General features: G+C 37.4%; 19 protein-coding genes. 7 read left to right on the top strand and 12 right to left on the bottom strand.

The annotated features are described in order from the left end of the window. Positions 1-45 precede the first annotated feature (45 nt). The 5 genes from IGJ55_RS00880 to treR all read right to left on the bottom strand — a co-directional run bounded on the left by IGJ55_RS00880 (position 46) and on the right by treR (position 3,138). Positions 46-339, bottom strand: a complete 294-nt coding sequence (locus IGJ55_RS00880) for a hypothetical protein (RefSeq protein ID WP_069639141.1) — start codon at positions 337-339, stop codon at positions 46-48. Positions 340-601: 262 nt separating this feature from the next. Beyond that, positions 602-1,033: a GNAT family N-acetyltransferase gene (locus tag IGJ55_RS00875; protein ID WP_429951259.1), complete on the bottom strand. Its 432-nt coding sequence runs from the start codon at positions 1,031-1,033 to the stop codon at positions 602-604. Positions 1,034-1,078: 45 nt separating this feature from the next. Then, the gene (locus IGJ55_RS00870; RefSeq protein ID WP_429951261.1) at positions 1,079-1,510 is read right to left on the bottom strand and encodes a hypothetical protein; all 432 of its coding nucleotides are present in this window, start codon (positions 1,508-1,510) and stop codon (positions 1,079-1,081) included. A 95-nt stretch (positions 1,511-1,605) separates the two neighbouring features. After that, the gene (locus tag IGJ55_RS00865) at positions 1,606-2,400 is read right to left on the bottom strand and encodes a sulfite exporter TauE/SafE family protein (protein WP_204638564.1); all 795 of its coding nucleotides are present in this window, start codon (positions 2,398-2,400) and stop codon (positions 1,606-1,608) included. A 24-nt stretch (positions 2,401-2,424) separates the two neighbouring features. Next, entirely contained in the window at positions 2,425-3,138 is a 714-nt protein-coding gene (treR, locus tag IGJ55_RS00860; RefSeq protein ID WP_069639137.1) for a trehalose operon repressor, read from the bottom strand. Between the two features lie 208 nt (positions 3,139-3,346). Between treR and IGJ55_RS00855 the strand changes: the two genes are divergently transcribed. The 5 genes from IGJ55_RS00855 (at position 3,347) to celB (ending at position 10,654) form a co-directional block, all read left to right on the top strand. After that, the gene (locus IGJ55_RS00855) at positions 3,347-6,055 is read left to right on the top strand and encodes a glycoside hydrolase family 65 protein (protein ID WP_430607101.1); all 2,709 of its coding nucleotides are present in this window, start codon (positions 3,347-3,349) and stop codon (positions 6,053-6,055) included. 21 nt (positions 6,056-6,076) lie between these two features. Then, positions 6,077-6,727: a beta-phosphoglucomutase gene (gene pgmB / locus IGJ55_RS00850; RefSeq protein ID WP_429951265.1), complete on the top strand. Its 651-nt coding sequence runs from the start codon at positions 6,077-6,079 to the stop codon at positions 6,725-6,727. A gap of 235 nt (positions 6,728-6,962) precedes the next feature. Next, on the top strand, positions 6,963-7,736 hold the full coding sequence (locus IGJ55_RS00845) for a DeoR family transcriptional regulator (RefSeq protein ID WP_430607098.1): 774 nt from the start codon (positions 6,963-6,965) through the stop codon (positions 7,734-7,736). Positions 7,737-7,900: 164 nt separating this feature from the next. Further along, positions 7,901-9,292, top strand: a complete 1,392-nt coding sequence (locus tag IGJ55_RS00840; RefSeq protein ID WP_430607097.1) for a glycoside hydrolase family 1 protein — start codon at positions 7,901-7,903, stop codon at positions 9,290-9,292. A gap of 15 nt (positions 9,293-9,307) precedes the next feature. Beyond that, positions 9,308-10,654, top strand: a complete 1,347-nt coding sequence (celB, locus tag IGJ55_RS00835) for a PTS cellobiose transporter subunit IIC (RefSeq protein WP_429951271.1) — start codon at positions 9,308-9,310, stop codon at positions 10,652-10,654. A gap of 76 nt (positions 10,655-10,730) precedes the next feature. Here celB and IGJ55_RS00830 read toward each other — a convergent pair whose 3' ends face one another. Continuing rightward, on the bottom strand, positions 10,731-11,702 hold the full coding sequence (locus tag IGJ55_RS00830) for a ribose-phosphate diphosphokinase (RefSeq protein ID WP_069639130.1): 972 nt from the start codon (positions 11,700-11,702) through the stop codon (positions 10,731-10,733). Positions 11,703-12,072: 370 nt separating this feature from the next. Here IGJ55_RS00830 and IGJ55_RS00825 point away from each other — a divergent pair, with 370 nt between their 5' ends. Then, positions 12,073-15,858, top strand: coding sequence for a 5'-nucleotidase C-terminal domain-containing protein (locus tag IGJ55_RS00825; RefSeq protein ID WP_430607093.1), 3,786 nt, complete (start codon positions 12,073-12,075; stop codon positions 15,856-15,858). A 41-nt stretch (positions 15,859-15,899) separates the two neighbouring features. Here IGJ55_RS00825 and glmU read toward each other — a convergent pair whose 3' ends face one another. Then, positions 15,900-17,282: a bifunctional UDP-N-acetylglucosamine diphosphorylase/glucosamine-1-phosphate N-acetyltransferase GlmU gene (gene glmU / locus IGJ55_RS00820; protein ID WP_069639128.1), complete on the bottom strand. Its 1,383-nt coding sequence runs from the start codon at positions 17,280-17,282 to the stop codon at positions 15,900-15,902. Positions 17,283-17,593: 311 nt separating this feature from the next. Between glmU and IGJ55_RS00815 the strand changes: the two genes are divergently transcribed. After that, positions 17,594-18,241: a FusB/FusC family EF-G-binding protein gene (locus IGJ55_RS00815; RefSeq protein WP_069639127.1), complete on the top strand. Its 648-nt coding sequence runs from the start codon at positions 17,594-17,596 to the stop codon at positions 18,239-18,241. A 1,825-nt stretch (positions 18,242-20,066) separates the two neighbouring features. On the opposite strand, the gene IGJ55_RS00810 is transcribed toward IGJ55_RS00815, so the two are convergent. The 5 genes from IGJ55_RS00810 to IGJ55_RS00790 form a co-directional block, all read right to left on the bottom strand. Continuing rightward, positions 20,067-20,816 carry a LytR/AlgR family response regulator transcription factor gene (locus IGJ55_RS00810; RefSeq protein WP_069639125.1) on the bottom strand — a complete coding sequence of 250 codons (750 nt, stop codon included), beginning with the start codon at positions 20,814-20,816 and terminating at the stop codon, positions 20,067-20,069. Continuing rightward, a complete protein-coding gene (locus IGJ55_RS00805; RefSeq protein ID WP_069639124.1) occupies positions 20,813-22,114 on the bottom strand; it encodes a sensor histidine kinase in 1,302 nt (433 codons plus the stop codon). The genes IGJ55_RS00810 and IGJ55_RS00805 overlap by 4 nt, the downstream gene beginning before the upstream one ends. Positions 22,115-22,231: 117 nt before the next feature. Continuing rightward, on the bottom strand, positions 22,232-22,822 hold the full coding sequence (locus IGJ55_RS00800; protein ID WP_430607089.1) for an accessory gene regulator AgrB: 591 nt from the start codon (positions 22,820-22,822) through the stop codon (positions 22,232-22,234). 232 nt (positions 22,823-23,054) lie between these two features. Beyond that, positions 23,055-23,384, bottom strand: a complete 330-nt coding sequence (locus IGJ55_RS00795; RefSeq protein WP_069639122.1) for a LytTR family DNA-binding domain-containing protein — start codon at positions 23,382-23,384, stop codon at positions 23,055-23,057. Positions 23,385-23,404: 20 nt separating this feature from the next. After that, on the bottom strand, positions 23,405-25,309 hold the full coding sequence (locus IGJ55_RS00790; RefSeq protein WP_430607087.1) for an ATP-binding cassette domain-containing protein: 1,905 nt from the start codon (positions 25,307-25,309) through the stop codon (positions 23,405-23,407). Positions 25,310-25,316: the final 7 nt, after the last annotated feature.

The following is a 25,316-nucleotide window of genomic DNA, read 5'->3' as shown; positions in this document are numbered from 1 at the left end:
ACAAAACCAGACGAGATTAGACAGCACACTCATTGCTGAATATGTTTATTCTCTAATCTCGTCTGGTTTATCAAGTGAACTCTTTGATGTAGTTTCCTCTTCTTCTCTTTTTTTGATTGGAGGAACTAGCTTTAAATGATTCTCTTTTACTGGTGGCTCAGCGGGCATTTTTTTTGTCCATTGTTCTACTAGTTTTTGTGTTTCTAGCATTATTTCTTGAATATTTGCTAACCTTTGGCTGACTTTTTCTTCTACTTCTAGTTGCTTTTGTTTACTTTGTGCAACAGCTTCCTGTCCTAGCTTACGTATTTGTTCTTTTTGCTGTTCTTTTTCATCCATCAGACCACCTCTATTCTATCAAAATTTCTATAGTAAAATAGTATCACAGCTTTCGTTCTTTTACTAATCGTTGATCATTAGTTGCTGAAATTTCAATGGTATCCTTCACATCTTCTTCAGAAATCGAAGAATCGAACAGTGAGAATAACTAACTCTAACTTTTGATTTTCTGAATCCTTAAGCTTTCTAGTTTAATCATTCTTGATGCTCAGTTCTACTCCTAAAAAGTTGGTAAACACCAAAATGCCTACCAACTTTCCATTTAGTTTCTTCTCATCTGAACATGAGGAATATCATCTTCTAAATAAACTTCTGAAACAGCTTCGAATCCAAAAGCACCATAAAATTTAGTAAGATGTGCTTGAGCACCAATCACGATTGGGCGATTTGGATAGTTCTCCTCGACTACTTTTAATGTCTCTTTTAAAAGCTTATTCCCTAATTTTTGGTTACGGTACTTAGGATTGATCAACACTCTACCAAACGTTACCGTATCGCCTTGATCGATGATTCGAGTATAGCCAACAATATCTGTTCCCTCCTGCAGCCAAGTATGCCAAGCAACTTCATCTGCATCATCGACTTCTTGATAAGGACAATTCTGTTCCACTACGAATACAGCAATTCGCAGTTTTACGATTTCAAGAAACTCTTTCGTCGTCAGCTCTGTCAATTTTTTAATATGATAGTCCATTTTATCGCCCTCCTCAATAAAACAAATGCGAATAAAAATTTTCGCTTACTTCATTTTCAGCGTGCCAGGACCAGAACGATACATGATTTTCACACTTTCACTATCCATTGTCGGATAGATCAAATCGACCAGCACGATATCACCTGTTGTCACAGAGTCTTTCCCTAATTGAACTAGCGTTCCGTCTGATGTTTGTTTGGAATCAAGAGTATGAATAAACTCTTCTTCTTGTAAGTAGTCAATATATTTATGTATATCTTTTTCACTGATGCTACCAGCTTTATACGTCAAGGTTGTTGATCGAACTTTATTTTTTATTTCACTACTCGTACCAACAATTTTTTTCTCGCCAATGACGGAATAAATCGACGGAACCTTATCCTCATTGATTTCAATTTCTGCAGCTGTACTAGACGCACAACTGACAAGCAATACACTGAATATAACCAATAACCCAACTGACACTATTTTTTTCATTTTATTCTCCTTTTTCTCCATTTAAAGCTTTTATTATAGCACAAATGAAAGCATCTACTCCTACAATTTTGCCACGTCTTAGCAGTTTATACAGATCAAATAAATAATTGGACACCATTCCAAAGATTCAGTAGCAAGACTAAAAGAATGACTACTTGATATACCTGAGTTACTCGTTCAGAAGAAATTTTCCCGCTGATTAAAGCTCCTACAAAGCCACCAACAATAGCGGCTGGAATCACATACACCAAAATAGACAGATCAAAACGCCCAAAGCCAGTAGTTTGTGCAATCGTCACTAATTTTGCTGCTTGTGAAAAGAAAATCGTAATGATCGAGTAAACTGTTGCCTCTTTGATCGGAATCCCAAAACACAGCATCAATAAGGCCACGTTGATTGGTCCACCACCAATTCCCAACAATGTGGAAATGAAGCCCAAAAATAGTCCAACCACCACATACCAAACAGGATGAGATAAATCAATGGAGCGTTCATTCCCAACTTTTGTATAAAAATACGCAAATAATAATGTGACAATCGTTAATACAATCTGGAGCAACTGTACATATTTTTCATCTGAAAATAGTCTTAATAATAATTCAAATACAGTATTCCCTAAAACTCCACCGATCACCGAACCTAAAGACACAAAGACTGCGATCGGTACTCGTAATTTTAACCCATTCCTCATCTGCCTCAACGTTGAAACGATCGACATGGTAAACACAGCCACACTAGAATAAAATGAGATCGCCGCTAATGGATGAAAATGTAGTGTATCCAGTACCGGTTTAATGATCACTCCGCCGCCCATTCCTGAAATTGCACCAACTGTATTTGCTAAAATAATCACAATAAAATAAATGATTCCTATATACACAGTTTTCATCTCCTCAAAATAACCGCTTTTGCTCTATACTTTTCTTCTTCTGGCAAAATCGACAAACTTGAATTTATCTAATCTATGTCTGGACTCTGTGTATTCAAAACAACGCGTATCTTCCAAACTTACCACACTACGGACCACTACTACATGTGTATCATCCTGAATAGTCATCAATTTCTGGTCCGCATCTGTTACCGCCTCAACGGTGATCTCTTTTTGAGCATAGCTAATCGCCAGACCTAAATCGTTTTCAAAATAATCGTAAATAGAGTCGGCTGCTCGTTCTTTTGGCAATTCATGAATGATTTCTTTTAACAAATAGTCGATATCGATAATAACTACCTCTCCATCGATTTCTCTTTGGCGAACTAAGCGCCAAACTGCTGCATCTTTTTTCCAGCCAGTCAATCGTGCCAAGGATTCACTGACACGTTCTTCTTCAAGCTCCACAACTCTCGTTATACTATGTATTTGTTGGGCGCTTTGCAGTTCTTTATAGCTGATGACACCAGAAATTGGTAAATCAAATTTTCTAACATTCAGAACAATTGATCCTTTACCTTGTTTCTTCTGGATGTATCCAGCATTGATCAATAAATTCAGTGCTTTACGTATCGTTTCTCTTGATACTGAATATTGCTCAACCAATTGGTTTTCACTTGGCAACAGTGTTCCTGGTTGATAATCCCCTTCTAAAATACCTTTTTCAAGTTCCAAAAATATATCATGAAATTTATTCATGTCCATCCCTCCACCTTAGGATACTCAAAGAAAATGATAGCACATTCTCCCCTAAAAAAATAGCATTCTCAATAAGTAAAACCATAACCCAAAAGAATTCTTTTCAGTGATTACACTTGTATTTACAAGCAATCCATACTATAATGAAACCGAAAACACAACATGTCTATACAAGTTTCAAAATAACTATTAGTCAGGAGCCGTTATCATGAAATTCCTATCTCTCACCATTACTAAAAATACCCTACATATCCAAGAAAAAGAGCAACAAAACCTAATCGCAGAGCAGACATTCACCTTCTCAGACTTTGAGTTTCCGAAAACCGTTGACGCTTTAGCCAACCAAATAAAAGAGCAATTCTCTGCTGCTAACGGTGCTATTTTTAACGATATTCCTACTGATTTTTACACTGAAAACACCAAAGTAACACCTTTGAACGTCAATGTAGAAAATCTAATTAAGCAGTTTTCAGAAATTCTAAACTTACCGATTCTAACCTCGTTTGAAGCAAACGCAACCTCTGATTTAATAGCAGCTTTTAAGAAAAAAGCTGAATATTTAACATGGAATCTAGACTATTTTGGCTACACTCCAGGTAAGGAAGAGTATTCCACTGAATCCTTGTTAACAATTGGAAATGGCTTTATGGGCTTACGTGGTACGATACCTGAAATGACACTGACAAAAGACCATTACCCAGCTACTTACATTGCTGGACTCTACAATGAAGAGCAATCAGAAGTCGCAGGCCAAATTGTGGAAAATGAAGATTTCGTTAACACACCAAACAACCAATATATCAACATCCAAGTAGCAGGAACAGATAAGTGGCTATCGCTTGAACAGTCCACTTTGCATTACTTGCACAGAAATCTCGACTTAAAGTCAGGGCTATTTACTTCTCATGTGATTATTGAAGACAGCAAGCAGCACCAAATAAAAATAACAGCGCAAAAAATAGTCAACATGGCGCAAATGAATAATTACTGCATTAAGTATTCGATCACACCCTTGAACTTTTCTAAATCAATAACCGTAAAAACAGCAACAGACGGCTCCGTTTACAACTTTAACGTGGAACGTTATCGCAATTTAACCGCTAAGCATTTCCACGTAACTCAGCTGATTGCAGATAAAAATAAAACAATGATTGAAGTCCAAACCAACCAATCAAACATCACTATTCAACAAAACACGACGATTACAGGTGATTTTTTTGAAGCAAATGTTGTCAAAAATTCGATTAGTGAAGAACTTATTGAACAAAAAATAACGTTTAATGCTAAACAAAATAACACCTATACTATGGAAAAACAGGTTCAAGTCAAAACCTCTATTGCCGAAAAAAATTGGGCAAGTCCATCTGTTCCAGCGATTTCCTTTGAAACAGAATTTTCTGAAAGTAAAAAAGCTTGGGCTGCCCTTTGGAAAAAAGCGGATATTCAAGTGACAGGTGATTTAATGTCACAAAAATTACTAAGAATCCATACCTATCATTTGTTTGTCTCTGCTTCACCTTTTAATAACAATGAATTAGATGTTTCAGTCACAGCTCGTGGCTTACATGGTGAAGCTTATCGCGGTCATATTTTCTGGGATGAAATTTTCATCTTACCGTTTTATATTATTCATTTTCCTGAAACAGCCAAACAGCTATTGATGTATCGTTATAATCGTTTGGGTAAAGCAAAAGAAAATGCGAAAGAAAATCACTACGAAGGTGCAATGTATCCTTGGCAATCTGGCTTAGACGGCAGCGAAGATACACAAAAGCTTCACTTAAATCCCTTAAATGGGGAATGGGGAGAAGATCACAGTATTTTGCAACGGCATGTTTCATTAGCGATTGCATATAATATCTGGATGTACTGGAATAACTCTAACGATGACCAATTTATCAAAGAATATGGTGCTGAAATGCTTTTAGAAATCGCCAATTTTTGGCGCAGTGCAGCAACCTTTGATCCAATTAGCAATCGCTATTCTATAGATAAAGTCATGGGGCCAGATGAATTCCATGAAGGCTATCCTAACTGTTCAGAGAGTGGTTTGAAAAATAATGCTTACACCAATCTAATGGTCGTTTGGCTATTTGAAGAACTAGAAAATATCCTCTCACTTTTAAATACGCAAGAACGAGATATATTATTTAATAAAACAGGAATCACGAAAGAAAATCTTGAGCAAATGAACGATATGCGTAAGCGCCTGTCGATCGAAATCAACGAAGATGGAATCATTGCTCAATATGAAGGGTATTTTAACTTAAAAGAAATTGATTGGGCGCAAGCAAAAGCCAAATACGGAAACATTTATCGAATGGACCGTATCTTAAAAGCGGAAGGCCGCTCACCTGATGAGTACAAAGTGTCTAAGCAAGCTGATACGTTGATGCTCTTTTATAATTTAAATAAAGAAAAGATCGATGAAATTTTCGAAGAACTCGGCTATACGCTACCTACAGATTATCTTGAAAAAAATCTTTTATATTACTTAAATAGAACCTCTCATGGTTCTACCCTTTCAAGAATCGTCCATGCCCAACTTGCTGAAGAAGTTGCTTTTCATGACTTGTCTTGGGAGCTATACCAAGAAGCACTTTACTCTGACTATCGTGACATCCAGGGCGGAACAACTGCTGAAGGTATTCACACCGGCGTAATGGCTGCGACGATTTATGTCACACTGACCACGTATGCTGGGATCGATATCAAGAAGAAAAACCTAATGATTCAGCCCAATTTACCAAAAAACTGGACGGATATGACCTTTACTGTGGAGCACAAGGGTATCCATTATCAACTGACTATTTCAAACCATTCTGTTCAAATTTATGCATCACAAGATACAATGATCATTATCAAAAACCAGCCTTACCATATTCAAGCAGACACAAAAACAACGATCCCTTACTAATCACAAGATAGGAGAATTCCCATGAAAAAAGGGTTTATTTTTGACTTAGACGGCGTCATTACAGATACGGCAAAATTTCATTATATTGCTTGGAAAGACTTAGCAATGGATTTAGGTATTACAATTGATGAAACATTCAACGAAACGTTAAAAGGCATTAGCCGTATGGATTCGTTGGATAAAATTTTAGCTTACGGACAGCGGGACGATGAGTTCAGCATAGAAGAAAAAGAAGTTCTAGCTCAAAAGAAAAATGACGCATATGTTCAGCTTTTAGCAGATCTTTCAGAAAAAGACTTATTACCTGGCGTTCATGATTTTCTCGTCCAAGCGAAAGCAGAAGCAATTCCTTGTGCAATTGCTTCTGCTTCTAAAAACGCTCCAATGATTCTAGAAAAATTAGGCGTACTCGATTTCTTCGGACATATCGTTGATCCAGAAACGCTAAAAAAAGGAAAACCTGATCCTGAAATTTTCGTAAAAGCAGCAGAAAGTATCCATGTTGAACCACAGGATGCAATTGGTTTTGAAGATGCTCAAGCAGGAATTGACGGAATCAAAGCAGCTGGAATGTATGCTGTAGGAATTTCCACAACCGAAACCTTAAACGATGCTGACTTACACGTTGCATCGATGACTGAGTTAAGGATAGAACAATTGATCAATCAATAATAAAAAAGGAAGAAGGACGGAAGGGAGCATGACCGTTTTTCTTCTTTTCATTTATATCTTTTTGTATAGAAATTGGTGACTGGGCTATTGCATTAATGCGGGCCCCTTTTTAAGCAATAGTTTTCAAGAAAATGGAACGCTAACTCTTACTTGAACCAGGTTGTACTTTTACCGCCACATTGTCTATACTATGAGTAATTTCAAAGATAAAACCTTTTAAATTGGGAGGCTAATTATGAAAACAAGTCAGGGCGATGTGTTTAGAAGAAGAGAAAATTTGCTCGAACGGTTAAAAGAAGCAGAGTACTTAACCATTAACGAGTTGGCAGATTTTTTTAACGTTTCTACAGTCACAATCAGACGTGATTTATTGTTTTTAGAAAAGAAAAAGATGATCGAGCGGTTTTACGGCGGCGTTCGATTACTCCCTCATCTTCCCTTGCAGACCGTTACAGTGCAGGAGGAACGAGCCTTTCCAGTAGAGGCTTTTATTAAGCAAATCACCCCTTTTCTAGTAGAGGACCGGCAACTTTTTGTCGGAGCAGGTCGCTTCTCGACAGAATTGATTTATGCTCTGTCTTTTTTTAAGCTCATGATTTTGACGAATGATGCTGCTGCGATTTCGATCGACCATCCTAAGAAAAAAGCCTTGATTTCGATCAGTGGCGGGGAACTGGAAAAAAACACACAGGCTTTAGTTGGGGATTTTGCTATCCATTCTTTTAATAAAGTCGTCGCTGACCTTTGTATCATTGAAGCTGCTGGTTTTAATACCCATGAAGTAACGACTAAAACCTTGAGTGAATCCTTTGTTTATCGAACCATGATCCAGCATACAAAAGGAGCTAAACTCGTTTATGCCTCCTCGACTCATTTAGAATCTGTGAGCTCTTTTATGATCGATCGAACCTTTTTATTTGATACATTATATACCGATTCTGCTATTTCTACTTCAATTTTGGCACACTATCAACATCAGTCAATCCCCACAGAAGTCTTAACTGAATAAAAAAGGTATACTGAAAAGTGTTCGCTTTTTCGCAATTGCCTATCCAGAACTGTTCATAAAAATACTTTCATGAACAGTTCTTTAAATTGCATTGAATTTGCCGAAACAATCGCTTATTCTAAAACCAAGAAAACGCTTTATAAAAAAACAGATTGGAGAATCATATGACGAATACATTTCCAAAACATTTCCTATGGGGCGCATCCATTTCCGCCCATCAAACTGAAGGCGCTTATCAAAGCGACGGCAAAGGCTTAAGTGTTCAAGACACACGCCAAAGAGATAATCATGACATTACGGACTTCACGGTAGCAGTGGATCACTATCACCACTACAAAGAAGATATTCGTTTACTCGCTGAAATGGGGATCAAAGTCTTCCGATTTTCGATCGCTTGGACCAGAATTTTTCCAAATGGACGAGGTGAAATCAATCAAAAGGGGCTACAACACTATAACGATGTAATTGATGAGTTATTAAAATATGGGATTCAGCCTTACATCACCTTGAATCATTTTGACTTACCACAAGCTTTAGAAGACGAAGGCGGCTGGAGTGCTCGCACCACTGTAGAGGCCTTCAAGCATTATGCAGAAACTGTTTTTGAAGCCTACGGGGACCGAGCCAAACATTGGCTGACCATCAACGAACCGAACATCATGCTTCTAGTAGATAAAAAAATTCTTGGTAAGGAGATTCCACTGCAAGAAAAGTACCAACAGTTCCATCATTTGATGATTGCCGAGAAATATGCGTTTAAACGCTGCCACGAACTGATCGAAGGCGGAAAAATCGGACCTGTTCCCAACATTTCACTTGTTTATCCTGCAACTAGTAAACCATTAGATAATCAAGCAGCGCTTTATTTTAATAGTGTCCGCAACTGGGCTTATCTAGATTTCTCTTGTTTTGGCCGTTATAATACTGTCTTTAAAGATTATTTGAACCGCAATAATGTGACAATCACAATTGCCCCCGAAGACAAAGAACTGATGGAAAATCATTTCCCTGATTTTGTTGCGATGAACTTTTACACAACGGTCACTGTAGAAAAACCAACTAAAAAAGACGGTATGGCAAACGGAATCAGCGATCAACAAAGTGAAGATATCATGGAATGGGGTTTTTACAAAGGCTTCACCAATCCTTATTTGAAGAAAAATGAATTCAACTGGACGATCGATCCCGATGGTTTAAAAACAACGTTGCAAACACTGTATGATCGTTATCATTTACCGATCATTATTACCGAAAATGGTTTAGGCGCAAAAGATGAGCTTACAGCTGATGGCAAAATCCACGACACATACCGCATCAACTATTTAAAACAGCACATCGACCAATGCTTACAGGCAATTGAAGCCGGTGTTGATTTGATTGGCTACAGCCCATGGTCAGCAATCGATTTAGTCAGTGTCCATGAAGGGATCAGCAAGCGTTATGGTTTTATTTACGTAGACCGCACAGAACAGGATGAAAAAGATCTTGCTAGATATCGAAAAGACAGTTTTTATTGGTATCAAGAGCTGATTAAAACAAATCAGCTGCCCTCTTAAAGAAAGGAGAAGAAAATGAATAAAGTATTTACATTCTTAGAAACAAAATTGATGCCGCCTTTGAATAAAGTAGCAAACTTGCGCTTTATTCGGGCAATCATGCAAGCAGGGATTATTACGGTGCCGTTTACGATTGTGGGATCGATTTTTCTGATCATCAATAATCTACCGCAAATCATTCCCCCACTTGCGCCTTTTTTTGAACATACGATTTTGAAATTTGCACCGATCTACAGTGTAGCAACGACTATGTCGATTGGTTCGATCGCGATCTTTTACTGTTTGGCAACAGCCTACTATTTGACCGATATTTATCGAAAAGAAGAAAGTGAAGGGCTTAGCAGCTTCGTGGGTGCTGTTTTAGGTTTGTTTGCCTTTTTGATGACCATTATCCAAACGGATATCGTTGATGGTGGTGCGCAGTTGATCCAATCTGAAAGTGAAACAGCCATTGTTTATAATGGCGTTGCATTAGGTGGTTGGGTCACTCGCTTTAGTGGGGTAGGTATTTTTATTGGCATCATCACAGCAGTGATTGCTACACAGATTTATCGTTTATGCGTGAAAAAAAATATTACGATTCGCATGCCAGAAGGAGTTCCTGATGGTGTAAGTAAAGCATTTGCTTCGTTGATTCCTGCTATTTTTATTGCTTTTGTCATGCTATTTATCAATACGATTTTAGCAGTGTTCCATACTGATTTACATGGATTACTGTCAAAACCGTTTGAATTTGTAAAGGATCTGACCGGTTCTTGGTTGGGAATCATCGTAATCATGCTGTTGATCCACCTGCTTTGGGCTGTTGGGGTTCATGGGACTGCAGTGATCAAGAATAGTTTTATCAATCCAATTTTATTAGTAGCATTAACAGAAAATATTGACGGGGGATCAAATATTTTTGCTGGTGATTTTGTCAATATGTATATCTTTATCGGCGGTGCTGGAAGTACGCTTGGCTTAGTTTTATTGATGATTTTTGTGGCAAAATCTGATCAATTGAAGGTGCTTGGTAAAGCCGCTGTACTCCCTGGTTTGTTTAATATCAATGAACCAGTGATTTTCGGAGCGCCAATCGTGTATAATCCTTATTTGATCATTCCGTTTATTGTGACACCTTTGATCAATGTCACGATTGCTTATTTTGCTTCTTCTCTTGGATTGGTGAATAAAGTAATTACTGGGATTCCTTGGATTTCGCCTGTAGGGATCGGGGCATTTCTGGGAACGGGCGGTGATTTCCGCGCGGTGTTGATTGCGTTGATTAATTTAGCGGTTTCGATCGTTTGTTATTATCCATTTTTCAAGATGTATGATGGAAAATTGTATAGTGAACAGATGGCCGCTGTGAAACAAGATTAATCTTTTTTATAAAAAAGTTACCAGACCATGCTGTATGTGAAAACACAGCATGGTCTGGCAACTTTTATCACTTGTCTTAACGGCGTTTTGTTTCAAACAATGGGCTAACTGGTTTATTTTCATGGATACGTTTAATCGCATCTCCAATTAGTTCACCTACACTGATTTCATCGATTTTATCCGTTTTACGATCATCAGAAAGATAGATGGAATCCGTCACAACTAAACGTTTGATTGCAGAGTCTTGAATACGTTGTAAAGCTGGTCCTGATAAAACTGGATGTGTACATGAAGCATAGACTTCTTTGGCTCCGGCTTCTTGTAAGGCGTTCGCTGCAAGCGAGATTGTTCCAGCTGTATCGATCATGTCATCGATCAGCACACATATTTTACCTTCTACGTGGCCAATAATATTCATCACTTCAGCAACGTTTGCTTTCGGACGGCGTTTATCGATGATTGCGATCGGTGCTTTCAAGTATTCCGCAAGTTTACGTGCACGTGTCACACCACCATGGTCAGGAGACACAACCACAACATCATCCCCTTGAATCCCATGTTCCATAAAGTAATCTGCAATCAATGGCGCACCCATTAAATGATCCACTGGGATATCGAAGAATCCTTGAATTTGAACTGCATGTAAATCCAATGTCAACATTCTAGTTGCTCCTGCTTTTTCAAGCATATTTGCTACAAGTTTCGCTGTGATCGGTTCACGAGCACGCGCTTTACGATCTTGGCGTGCATACCCATAATAAGGCATCACAACATTGATTGTTTTTGCACTAGCACGTTTTAAGGCATCGATCATGATCAACAATTCCATCAAATTATCATTAACAGGACTGCTTGTTGATTGGATGATGTAAACGTGAGAACCACGAATACTTTCTTCAATATTTACTTGAATTTCACCATCACTGAATTGCGTGACAGAAGATTTTCCTAATTCTACACCGACAGCTGCTGCGATTTTTTCCGCTAAAGGACGGTTTGAGTTAAGAGAAAAGATTTTCAATCTAGGATCAAAATAATGTTTTGACATGAGGACCTCCACTTTCTTTTGCTGAACAATAGTTTCCTTATAAATAGTAGTCACTTTTTCAAAATAAATCAAGTCATTTTGGGGGATTCCTCTAAATTAATACGATTTTCTAATAAAAGTCGGTGACTGTTCGTGTAAAAAAACAAAAATAGTTGAAAGAGGAGGCGTTTGTTCTTTTTTTTGAAAATCAGCATATTTTATAATGACAATAGACAATATATATATTACTATTTAGATGGCAGAAAAAATGAAAGCGCATTACTTTCGTTGCAGCTAGTTACGTCATTGGACTAAAACTTTCTAGCTTCGCAGACTAGCACTACGCTTACTTTCATCCTGTTAAGCATTAATTATTTTGAGGGGGAATTTTGTGAAAAAGTCAGTTTTGAAAAAAGTACAACTGGGTTTACAGATATTGATGGTTTCAACATTACTTGTAGGTACTAGTACTACCACCGCTTTAGCGATTGAAAACACTCTGAGTAGTGACACACAGGAAACTTCAACACGCACTTCCGAAAGTTCCACTGCTTCAAGTACAGTAAAAAATGAACAAGATGTCGTTCAAAAACCTTTAGATGAAACGGACGATCTACCACAAAAATTGACGATTTTAGGAACCTCTGATGTTCACGGTCAGCTATGGAACTGGTCTTACGAAGATGACAAACAAACACCAGTCGGTCTTTCTCAAGTCAGTTCTATTGTAAATAGTGTTCGCTCAGAAAATCCAAATGGAACCATCTTGATCGATAATGGGGATATGAATCAAGGAACGATTCTGACAGATGATCTATACAATAAAGCACCTTTGATTGCTCAGCCAAACCCCATGATCAAAGCCATGAATTATATGAACTATGATGCAATGGTTTTAGGGAACCATGAATTCAATTTTGGCTTGGATCTAATTAAAAAGCTTGAGAATGAAGCGAAATTTCCGATCTTATCAGCAAACACTTATGTAAACGAGTCAAACAATCGCTTTGTTGGCGGTACAATGAAAAAAAATATTGACCTAAACGGAGACGGACAAACCGATTTGACTGTCGGCATCATCGGTCTCACAACACCGCAAATTCCATTATGGGATGGCGCCAAAGTAGACAGCCTTTATTTTAATCCTTTGCAAGAAGAAGCAGCCAAAGCTGTTGCTGAATTAAAAGATGAGACAGATATCATTGTTGCGTCGATCCATGCTGGCCGTCAAAATGCTGATCCTGCTGCGAGTGCCGATCAAGTCATCAGTAACGTTCCAGGCATCGATGCGTATATTCTAGGTCATGATCACCGCTCTTTTGCAGAAAAAATCCAAGGTCCTAATGGGCTCGTTCCAGTAGCTGGACCTAAAGATACCGGAACAGAAATGATCAAAATCGATCTTGATATTGAAAAAAATGGGGACCAGTGGCAAGTTAAAAACAGTGATGCTGCTATTGTAAGCACCAAAACGGTCCCAGCAGATGAAGCATTAAAAGCTGAAACGAAAGAATACCATGACAAAACAAGAGAATTCATTTCAGAAAAAATCGGAACAGCCACTGGCCATTTTTTACCAGCTGAAGAAATAAAAGGAATCCCAGAAGCACAACTACGTCCCACTGCGATGATCTCTTTGATCAATAATGTGCAACGACAAGCAACAGGCGCTCAACTAGCCGCTTCTGCCCTCTTTAAAGCAGATAGTAGATTAAATGCTGGCGATATTTCTTATTCCAATATTTTTGATATTTACAAATATCCTAATACACTTGTCAGTGTCGCTATTACTGGCGAAAACCTACTGACATACATGGAAAACCAGGCGGATTACTACAATACACCCGGACCTGATGACCTAACGATCAGCTTTAACGAAAAAATTCGTGTATACAATTATGATATTTTTTCAGGAATTTCTTATAAGATCGATATTTCTAAACCACATGGGCAACGCATAATCAATCCAACCATCGACGGGAAACCAGTTGATCTTACGGCAAACTATACGATAGCTATGAACAATTATCGCTACGAAGGGTTATTAGCACAAGGTATTGTCACAGGGGAACCAATCAAGTCTACTGATCCTGAAACATTACGTGGCTTGATTGCTGATTATATTCGTGAAAAGCAAACCCTTGACCCCACAGTTGAAATCGAAAATAACTGGGAAGTGATCGGTTATCATTTTAACAAAAACTGGCGAGATTTAGCGGTCAGATTAGTCAACGACGGTACATTACAGACCGAACCTGCTGCCGATGGTCGGACGCCTAACGTTAAGCCTATCACAAAAGAAGACGTGAAAAATGCAGGATATCAACCCGAATCAGAAACCTTCACAATCATGCATACTAATGATATACATGGACGTTTGGAAGGAAATGGCAAAGATGTCTTAGGGATGGCACGTTTGAAAACCTATAAAAATAGGATGAATCCAGACCTCTTGATCGATGCGGGGGATGCCTTTCAAGGACTGCCAATGTCTAATTTCTCTAAAGGTAAAGATATGGTCAAAGTGATGAATGAAGTTGGTTACGATGCAATGGCCGTTGGGAATCATGAATTTGATTTTAGCTTGGAAACTGCATTGGACTATAAAGATGAATTAAACTTCCCAATCCTTTCCAACAATACATTTAAAGATGGAGAGCTCGTTTTTGAACCCTCTACAGTCGTTGAAAAAAGTGGCGAAAAATATGCGATCATCGGCGTAACAACACCAGAAACAGCGACTAAAACCCATCCAAATAATGTACAAGGTGTGACTTTTTCCGATCCAATCACTGAAACAAAAAAAGCAATCAATGAAATCAACAATTCAGGAGAAGTAATGACTGCCTATGTCGTAACAGGTCATTTAGGCATCGATGAAACCACCCCGCATGAATGGCGTGGTGATACTTTAGCTGAGGCATTAAGCAAAGAATTTCCTGATTTGAATATTACAGTTTTGGATGGTCATTCGCATACAGCCGTTGATGGCGGGAAGAAATTTGGCAATGTCATATACACACAAACCGGAAATTATCTAAACAACGTCGGTTTAGTTGACGTTGATTTGGCAGATTTTACTAAAAAAACCGCTTCATTAACTCCCGCACAATCATTAGCAGATTTAGAAGAAAATCCTGCTGTTAAAGCGTTAGTCGATCAAGCTAGAGCGAATTTTGAAGCCTGGGGCTCAGAAGTTGTGATTGAAAATAACCCTTACCAATTCAATGGCGAACGCGATAATGTACGCACGAGAGAAACCAATCTAGGAAATTTGATTGGCGATGCAATGTTCGCATATGGCCAACACGGCTTCAATAATCAAACCGATTTCGCGGTCACAAATGGCGGCGGTATTCGAGCAAATATCGAACCAGGTAAAGTGACCTTGGGTGATGTTATTGCCGTTATGCCATTTGGCAATAGTATCTCCCAAATCAATGTTACTGGTGCTGAAGTCAAGGAAATGTTTGAACTTTCTCTTCGCTCAATGGCGCAAAAAGACGAAAATGGCACAATCCTTTTAGATGATTCCAACCAGCCAAAACTTGGTGCAAATGGTGGTTTCCTCCATGTTTCAAGTACAATTCGTGTACACTACGATTCAACGAAAAAGGGCTCTTTACTGCCAGCAGACGAAGGAAACGGAACAGATAAAACCCTCGTCGGCGAACGAGTTCTGCAAATAGAAGTGCAGGACCGCACAACTGGAAAATTTGCCCCGATCGATGAAAAGGCAACCTATCATATGGCAACGAATGATTTCTTAGCAGCTGGCGGCGATGGCTACGATATGTTAGGCGGCGAACGAGAAGAAGGCCCTTCTTTAGATACCGTCTTAATCGATCATCTAAAACAAGGAACCACCCTGCGCCTTTATGATGCGGCAACAACTATTGATCTTGCACAATATAAAGAAGCCTTTCCCGGCGAACGGATCATTTCCATTTCAGAAGCCGAGTTCAATAAACAAAACAAACCTGAACCTGTACCAAATCCAGATCCAAAAGACCCAACGAAACCTGATGAGATAAAAGTAGCCAAACCCGTTGGAAAAACAGCAAATTATCCAAAAATGGGTGAAACGATTGTCGCATATGGTAGTTTAGGGTTACTAATTGTTGGTCTTTCTGGTTACAGTTTCTATGAATATAACCGGAAACGGAAAATAGGATAAAAAAAAGATGACTGCTGAACAAAAATGCAGTCATCTTTTCTTTATTTCTCGTTATTCATATAAGGCATATTTTTCCCATAACCTTCTTTATTCACTTGCCTAGCACGAGCAATCGCCAAGTCAAATTCTGCTACATCATCGGTAATCGTTGATCCTGCTGCAATAACTGAATTCGCCGCAACGTTCACAGGAGCAATCAGGTTTGTTGCTGAACCAATAAATGCATGATCGCCAATAGTTGTCCGGTGCTTGTCTTTCCCATCATAATTAACGAAAACCACACCACAGCCAACATTGATATCTTTACCCAAGTCTGCATCACCAACATAAGTCAAATGACCGACTTTCGTATCTTCTGCCACTGTCGCATTTTTGATCTCCACAAAGTTCCCCACATGAACACGTTCGCCGATCTCAGCGTGTGGGCGGATATGAGCAAAGGGTCCAACATCCGCATCTTTGCGAATAATACTTTCTTCAACAACTGATTGTGTGATTTTTACATTATCTTCGATGACACTATCAACGATTTCTGAATGTGCGCCGATCATACAATCTTCACCAATCACTGTCTTCCCTTTTAAATGAACACCAGCTTCAATCACGGTATCTGAACCAATCACAACGCCTTCATCAATATAGGTTGAATCAGAATCAACAAATGATACACCATTTCTCATATGCATCGTGTTTAAACGACGATGCATAATTTTATTAGCCTCAGCCAAAGCCACACGATCATTGATTCCCATCGCTTCTTCAAAGTCAGCCATTTGATATGCGGCAACTGTCTTGCCTTCTTTTTTAAGGATCTCAATAATATCCGTTAGATAATATTCCCCTTGTGCATTGTTGGTATTAATTTTAGATAAGGCATTGAATAGTGCTTCATTATCAAAACAAAATGTTCCAGTATTGATTTCTTGCACACGCGCCTCTTGCTCAGAAGCATCTTTTTGCTCCACGATTTTTTCAACAATCCCTACATGATCACGAATGATACGACCATATCCAGTTGGATCGTCTGCATGAGCGGTCAAAATCGTCGCACTGGCATTTTTTCCTTGATGATAGTCAAAAAGATTCGATAAAGTTTCAGCAGTTAGTAATGGTGTATCTCCTGTAATCACAAGAGTAGTGCCTTGTTTTCCTGCTAAATGTGCTTCTGCTTGCAACACCGCATGCCCTGTTCCTAATTGTTCAGCTTGTAAAGCATATTGGCTACGTTCACCTAAATGGCTTTTGATTGCCTCGGCACCATGACCGACGATCGTCACAACTTCACTTGGATTCGTCTTTTCTACTTGATCCATGATGTGTTCCACCATTGGTTTTCCAGCGACAGGATGCAGCACTTTATATAGTTTTGACTTCATGCGTGTTCCTTTACCAGCAGCCAGGATGATGACATATCTGTTTTCCAATTGCTTCACTCCTAAGATTTGTTTTATTTTTAATCGTTTAGTTTAATTTAAAATAGCGGCATGTTTTAGTTTAGCCTACTCTTTATGGTTTTTCAACTGAACCAATTGCTTTTTTGCTATACCAATTTATAATTTCAGACCTTTGCGTTATAATGAAAGAAAATTAGGGGGTGATAATATGATACTTAAACAAACACACGTATCTCAATCAAAAGCCCATTCAAGTTTGACATAATAAAGTGCTTTGGTTGTTGAAGGATTGCCTTTACGCAAAGTACTTTATCACTTGAATGATAGAGAGGAAATCCATTATGATGAAACAAATACAACCCTATCAATTTAATTTTATTCGCAAACAAGCCAATATTTTACTGCAAGCCCATTTATCTGTAAATGATAAAAATACAATCAAAACACTACAAGCGATCGTTCTTGAGAAAATCAATGAACAGTTTGGTGCGGATAAAGATCAGTTACAGCCATTGCTAGAAGACTTTTTCGAAGCTGCGACTTCTAAACCTAGACTGGAACACTATTTGGAAGGGTTAAAAGAAGCAGTCATTCCGTTTGCTCCGCCTTCAAAACAACAACTGACAAAGCTCTTTAAAAAGACGAAGAAATTGAAAATCCCAGAGTGGGAAACAATGGACTTGCGTGATTATACCTTTTATAGCTGGAATGATAGTGGGAAACAGCAAAAATTCATTATCGCTTCCATCGATGGACAGCTAGTTGGTGTTTCTGGAACGATTTCTCCTACGACGCAAAAAGGCATCTGCCCGATTTGTCATGAAACGTCAGAAGTTTCGATGTTTTTGTCTAAGGTGAAAGAATCTGGTGATGGGATGTATACGAAGCGTGGGAATTATATTTGCTACGATAGTGAGAAATGTAACCATAATATCGAGCGTAGAGAAGAGTTGGAAGCGTTCGTTCAGAATGTGAAGTTTATGAAATAGTTCATAAACAAGCTGAATCATTGTTCTTCTTAAAAAGAGTCTTTATCAACGAACGTTGGCAAAGACCCTTTTTATCTATCTTGTCTCACTCGCTAACAGTATGAATAAAAAAACACAAAGATCAATAAATATTACTATATCTATTGCGAATATCTATGTAAATTTGATATAGTTATAGGTAACTGAATAATTAGAAAACAAGTAGCACTCCTAATACTATCAAATGGAGTGTGATACATGAAAAATAATTGTAAACTCACTTTGGTTTTGGTAAATAAATTACGTGAGGGTCAGAATGAAACAAAGTACACTTATATGTACTTTTTTGCTTAACTATATCAGCGGATTTCCAGCATGGATTTCTGTGATTTTATTTGTTTTGGTATTATTTATGGATATTCCTGCATTAATTATCAGAGAACATCATAAAACTAAAAGAACTAAAATCAGATGTAAAAGCAAAAAAAAGACCAACAAGAAGTTTTCGAAGGCATCTTGTGGTCAGTTAAAGAAATAAGTATGTAATGCAATACTTTTTTTGATACTAAATCAGGAATGCCAACTTGTTTTTGCAAGCCTAATTATTTAGGTTACGTATCAAAATTAGTAGCAAAAGAAGTCTGACGCCAATCAGGCTTTTTTTGTTTCATAATATCTACAAATCAATCTTACCACATGTTTTTATTCATCTCAACTACTTTTGTTTCAGTTTAGCGCATAAAAAGAAGCTTAGACAGTTATTTTTAGCCACGTAAGCATTCGTCCATGAATGAATGTCAAACAACGCAAATAAATCTTAAAAAATCCCATACTTTTATCATATTTGTCCATTTTTTTGGACTCTTTTGATAATTCAAATTCTTTCACAAGTATTCTATTGACTATCCCAACCCCTTTAAGTTAGAATAAATTTACAACATAAAATAAAAAAAGGCGCCCTGTCAGAAGACGGTAATCTTCAAAACAGAGCCCTGTATTATCAGCACAAACTAATAATACAAGTTGCCTCGCCAATAATTTCTTATTGACTACCCTTATTGTACTAAAAGTAAGAACGGATTGCCATTCTTTTTTACGTACTCGATCCTGGTAGTGAATGGTTATTTAACGAACGCTTCATGGTATTAGTAGCTGACTAATATCATTTTTTTGTGTTTAAAATCAGGTAATTAGAGCGAAAAACAAAATAAAAAGGCACTCTGTACAAGGGCGGTAACCCAAATACAGAGCCTCATATTATCAGCACAAACTAATAATATAAGTTGCCGAAGTCAATATTTTCATATCGACTCTTTCATTTTACTCAATTTTTGTAAGAAATACTAGTGTTTTTTACAATTCTTGTGTCGATTGAAGCAGTTGGTGGGTATTTGTTGCACTTTTGTACGGTATTAGTTGGTAGCTAATGCCGTCTTTTTTCGCTCTTTTTATACATCGTAAGCACCTTTCTCTCCTTTCAAATACGACTCCTTTCGTATTTGCATTCTACCAACTGGTGCTTACGATCGGGTATCTTGGGAGTGATTGCTACCAGACATTTTTCATTCAATCAAAAAAGGCAGCTGAGTCAATGCGTACAAAATAGGACAGAACACAGAACCAGTAAATAATTTTCAACCCGATTGAAGGATAAAATGTCCCGTTCTACTCTTAAGATAGCCGTACCCTTAATACTTGATTTAGCGGAAAATCAAGTATTGAGTAAAAAATGCGCAAACGACCAGAACTTGCGGATTTCAAGCTGCTGCTTATCGTATTGTCACAACCAACCATTTTTTGCTATCACATGATAAGTAGCTGCTTGTTTTTATCCATTTGACTATTTTCACCGAATCAACCGAACTTCTTCTAATTTATGGACTAATTCTTTCACTTTATTTCTCGCAATCATACATTGTTCCTCTCCATCAAAAAAGGCCAGCTTATTCACTCTGTCCACAGACTGAATGTTACCAACATTGAGAACATACGAGCGATGACAACGATAAAAACGAGAATCCATCGCTTCGATTTCTTGAAGCTTAGCATAAAATTCCGTGTATCGATTTTTTGTGATCAAGCGGATCTTGTGGGTGATTTCCGTTGTCTCAAAAAATAAAATATCCGCAAAAGGAACTTGAAAATCGGAATGTTGATTTTTAAACACAAATGCATCAGAAGCAACCAACTCTTTTTTATTGGTAAATGCAATCTCCAGACATTCTTCGACACGTTTAGAAAATTCAGTTTCATCAAACCCCTTGTCAATAAAATCCAAAGCAGTCAATTTATATTTGAAGGTAATGGGTAGAAATTCAGAATGAGTAGAAACAAAAATCAATTGTCCAAAAGGGTCCAGCAGTCTGATTTCTTTGGCTAGCTCCAGTCCTGCCTGTTGCTCTCGTTTGATTTCAATATCTAAAAAATAAATATTCGCACCGTTTTGACTATTCGCAATTTCAGCCAGTAATTCTTTGGGTTTCGATGTCGCAATAAGCTTGGTACACATCCAAAGGTTTTGCTTTACGATTCGCTCGATCATTCGTTTTAAGTACTGCTGCTGAAACAAATCATCCTCTAGTATAAAAACATTCATCCTGTTGCTCCTTTCTTCTGAATCACTACTGTGTGCGTAAGATGATTTGCTTGAAACTCTGTCTCTAACGACGCATTAGGATAATTGCCTAAAATATCTTTTACGATCGCTAAGCCTAAACCACGTTGCTCTCCTTTGGTGGAATAGCCTTTAGTAAACATCTTTCGCTTGTCGATCACGGTGTCTCGTGTGGAATTGTTAATAATAATAACTTGCTTATTTGTTTCTTGAATCAAGCAAATCGTCACTTGTTTTTGATCTGAAATACTAGCTGCTTCAATCGCATTATCTAAAAAGATTGAAAGAATCCGAATAAAATCTAATGTATTAAAGTAGGATTCTTCTACCTCATTCAAAATTTCTATATTTACAACAATCTCTTTTTGAAGGGCTGCCAACAGTTTTGCCGAAAGGATTCCCTTTACAGCTGGGATTTTGATTTTCCTAAGCTGTATCAGATCATATTTTTGGTTTTGTAATGATTGTTTCACTTCACTTAAAACATCCGTGTAAATTTCTTTCACCTGTGCCATATCATTTTCTTCGATCCCAGTTTTCAAGCTAGCAATAATGTTCACATAATCGTGGCGAATACTACGGATTTCTCCATATAAAGCTTCAATTTGGGCGGTATATTCCGTTAGATCGTTCAGTTGCATTTCCTTTAGTTTCTCCAGCTGTTCTTTTTGGAGTAGTTGCGTTTTCATATTCAAATAAAACAACAAAATAAGAATAATCACAAAAAAAGCAAAGGTTTTCATCACATTCAATCGGTCTATATTCTGGCTTCTTAGTTCGAAAAAATAACCAATAAACTGAATGGTGCATAAAAGGAACAGTAAGGCATTAATATTGACCAGAATTTTTTTATTGATCTGTTCATAATTTTCTACTAGAAAATCAAAATTGGTTTTGAACAGATGAAGCATCAAGGTATTCATAAAGAATGGTGCCAATTGTAACAATAATGTAATCGGAATATTCGTCGAAAAAAACTTGTCGATTAGTAATTGCACGATATTTCCAATCACGGATAAAATTGTCACGCTGTAAATGGCGTAAAAGGCAGCTAGATGCTTTTTATTCTTTAAATGATGCCGTATTCCTATCACGTAGAAGTATAGGATAATAATTAAATAGAAAAAATAATTCATAAAGGACAACGTAAGAAAGGCCACTAAAAAGAGTCCTACAATTTCCTTCCAGAATAGTGTTGATTTACTGATTTGCTGATAAATCAGCATAAGTGCTACAAGTTGAATCAAAAGTAATACTAGAAGCGTAATACTCGGAATCATTTCGACGTCTCTTTAGACTTGTTCAGCTTTGGATGTGTTGGTTCATAGAAAAAATAAGGACAAACGTAGGAAGTATTGAGCAAATATTTTCGAATTAATTTTTGGATTTTCACATTTTTAATCATTTTTATTTCCTCTTTTCATTAGTTGATAGAAACAGGGATGGATCGTCATTGTTTCAATACCTATGCCTAACAGCATTAGCGTACGTAAATCGGCTACGGGTGTTACATAAGCAAATACTAGTAGGAGGCATGTAACGAATAATGATTTTTGCTTTAATTTTCTGCGTAATACAGCATCCGTTATCGTTCGCTTCTCTGTCCCAGCAGGCGCATAGGTCCAAATAGTCGCACATATCCCCATCGCAAGAATGATAAACAACGGTGTGTTCACCGTAACTTGCAATGACTGTACAAGATTAGGAAGCAATATAAAGATAAAAATCGAACTAAGAGTACATTCTTTTGAAGACTGGGCATGCCATCCTCCTGCAAACAGTCGAATCAAAAAATAAGACAAGTGAACAATCAATGTTGTTTGAATAGTCAGAAAAATATAGGAAAAAAGATAAATAGTGATGACTTTCTCTAGATTAATCAGTAACATTTCTAGATTATATACTGCATAGGCAAATTCCTCTGTTGATAAAAAATGATCACAATTGAGTTTCTTTCTAAGAATAAATAATGAAATCGAATGATACATAATTTTCCCTCCTTATGACAATTTAATTATACAAAAGAAAGGAAATGTTTTAGTCATTATATACCCTAAACGGTTCGTTTTCCACCTCAAAATGTTTTCGCCTTGTAGAAAATAATGAAAAATTAGCTTCTCACTTATTGTTTTAGCTTGAAGATGATCAATAATTTACGCCAAATAGACGAAGGAACAGTCGTTATTTGTTGTTCCTTCGTCTGTTGCAGCATTTAGTCTCCTAATATTCTAACCAAGATAGACGCAAATTCTGGTAGACACGTCTTGAAATATTACATGTTTCCTGAGGGCTTTCAAAGAAGATGATTGCTCGTTTCTTTTTATCGATTCCTTTGATTGCTTTAGGATTGACTAAGGTCGTTCGATGACAACGAATGAGCGCAGGATATTCTACTTCTAGTTTATCTAATGAGCTATAGATATAGTGACTATTTTTTAAGGTAACGATTTTCAATTTATGCGAATTTTCTGTCGTCTGAATATAGAGAAGTTCACTGAATGGAACCAAAATCGTTTCTTTCTGATTATCAATTAATACACCTTGAACCATTGAAGCTGCTCCTTTCTGTGTTATTCAAAACGCAATGCTTCCAAAGGGACTTTCTTACTAGCTGACCTAGCTGGAAAATAGGCTGCCAATACACCAATCAAAACACTAAAAGCCAATAACATGACGATAATTGCTACATCAAACGTAAAGAACTGAAACTTGATCGACTTAACAGCGTGTTCGATCACTGCATTTAAAGCATAAGAAATTCCTAGTGCAGAAACTAAGCCCAAGACACCACCTGCCAATCCAATCAATCCACCTTCAACAAGAAATAAACGCTGAATGTTCGTAGGTGTCGCACCTAAAGCTTTCATAATACCGATTTCTTTAGTTCGTTCCGTCACACTGATATACAATACAACACAAATCAATAACGTAGAGACAACTAATGAAATCGACGATAGGACGACCAAAATACTTCTGGCAATGTTCAAGTAATTTTTCATTGATGTTAATGTATTATCTTCAGAAGAATAGTTCATTTTCGTTAGTTGTTTCATTAGTCCATCGATACTGTTTAAATTTTTTGGAACGATGGTAAAGTAATTCGTCAGATTTTTGGTGGATTTGTCCTTTTGCATCAGTTGCTGTGCACTTTTATAGGATAGCTCAACTCTTGCTTGATGCTGTTCTTCATCTTTGAAAATACCTATGATCGTAAATTCACTACTTACTACAGGATAGACGGCTGTTGTATCCGCTGTAATCAACTGCGTTTTTACTGTCACTTTTTTATTTAAAGCTTCTGTTGACTGTGTGAATAATTGCTTCGCTATCTCTTCTGACAAAGCGATTTCACCTGGATTTAAAGGAACTTCCCCCAAATCAATATAATTCTCAGAAATAGTTGATTTTTTTGGTGCAATATTGATTGCTTCAGCCTGTAGCTGCTTTTCTCCATACTCTAATTGTGTACGGAAACGGTTCGTTTCATAAACAAGAGCCACATCATCCACTCTCGCTAACTTCTTTTTATCTGAAACAGGCGATAGTTGCTTATCTTCTTTGGAAACAACAAGTGTATTTTCACTCACTCGGTCTGAGGCAATCGTATTCATTTGCTTTGTTAAACCTGCTACTAAAAACGTGATCATCAAAATACCAAAGATTCCTACAGAAGCGCCTAAAGCTGTAATAAATGTTCTTGCTTTCCTTTTTTTCATATTGCTAAACGCCAATTTAAGGGTCGATAACAACGAAAAATTACGAACAGTGTTCACCACTGCTTTTGAATGAGCAACTATCGTTGTTTGCTGTTGGATTTCTTCAATTTTGCCGTCTTTCAAATAGATGATTTGATCAGCAAGTGAGGTATATTTTTTTGAATGCGTGATGACGACCACTGTTTTGCCAGCCTCTTCACTAATTTCTTTTAAAACAGCCATTACTTCATCTGAATTTTTACTATCTAAAGCCCCTGTTGGTTCATCTGCAAGAATGACGTTTGGATCATTGGCTAAAGCTCGGGCAATAGCAATCCGTTGCTTTTGCCCGCCACTTAATTCGCCTGGTCGGTGTCGGCTATACTCTGTCATATGAACTTTTTCTAAAAGAGTTTGCGCTTTTGCCCGCCTTTTTTTCTTCTCTACACCTGCAAGCATTAAGCTGATTTCTACATTTTCCAGAGCAGTCAAATGGTCTAAAAGATTGAAGGATTGAAAAATAAACCCCACATTTTTTTTCCTAAACTCAGCCCATTCCTTTTCTGAATAATCAGTGACTTCTATAGCATCATAATAAATTTGACCACTGCTTGCCTGATCGATCCCACCAATAATATTCAACAAAGTGGATTTCCCACTTCCGGATTTCCCTGAAATATACGTTAAACCCGAGGAGATATCAAAAGAAAGTTCTTTTAAAACGGTTATCGTTTCATCTTTTAGTTGATAGCTTTTCGTTACATTTTCAATACGAATCATTTTCTCA

The organism is Enterococcus sp. AZ170 (genome assembly GCF_050545135.1).
Classification (GTDB): Bacteria; Bacillota; Bacilli; order Lactobacillales; family Enterococcaceae; genus Enterococcus_L; species Enterococcus_L ureilyticus.
Note: the sequence above shows the minus strand (reverse complement) of the source record. Positions and strands in the feature narration are given on the sequence as shown.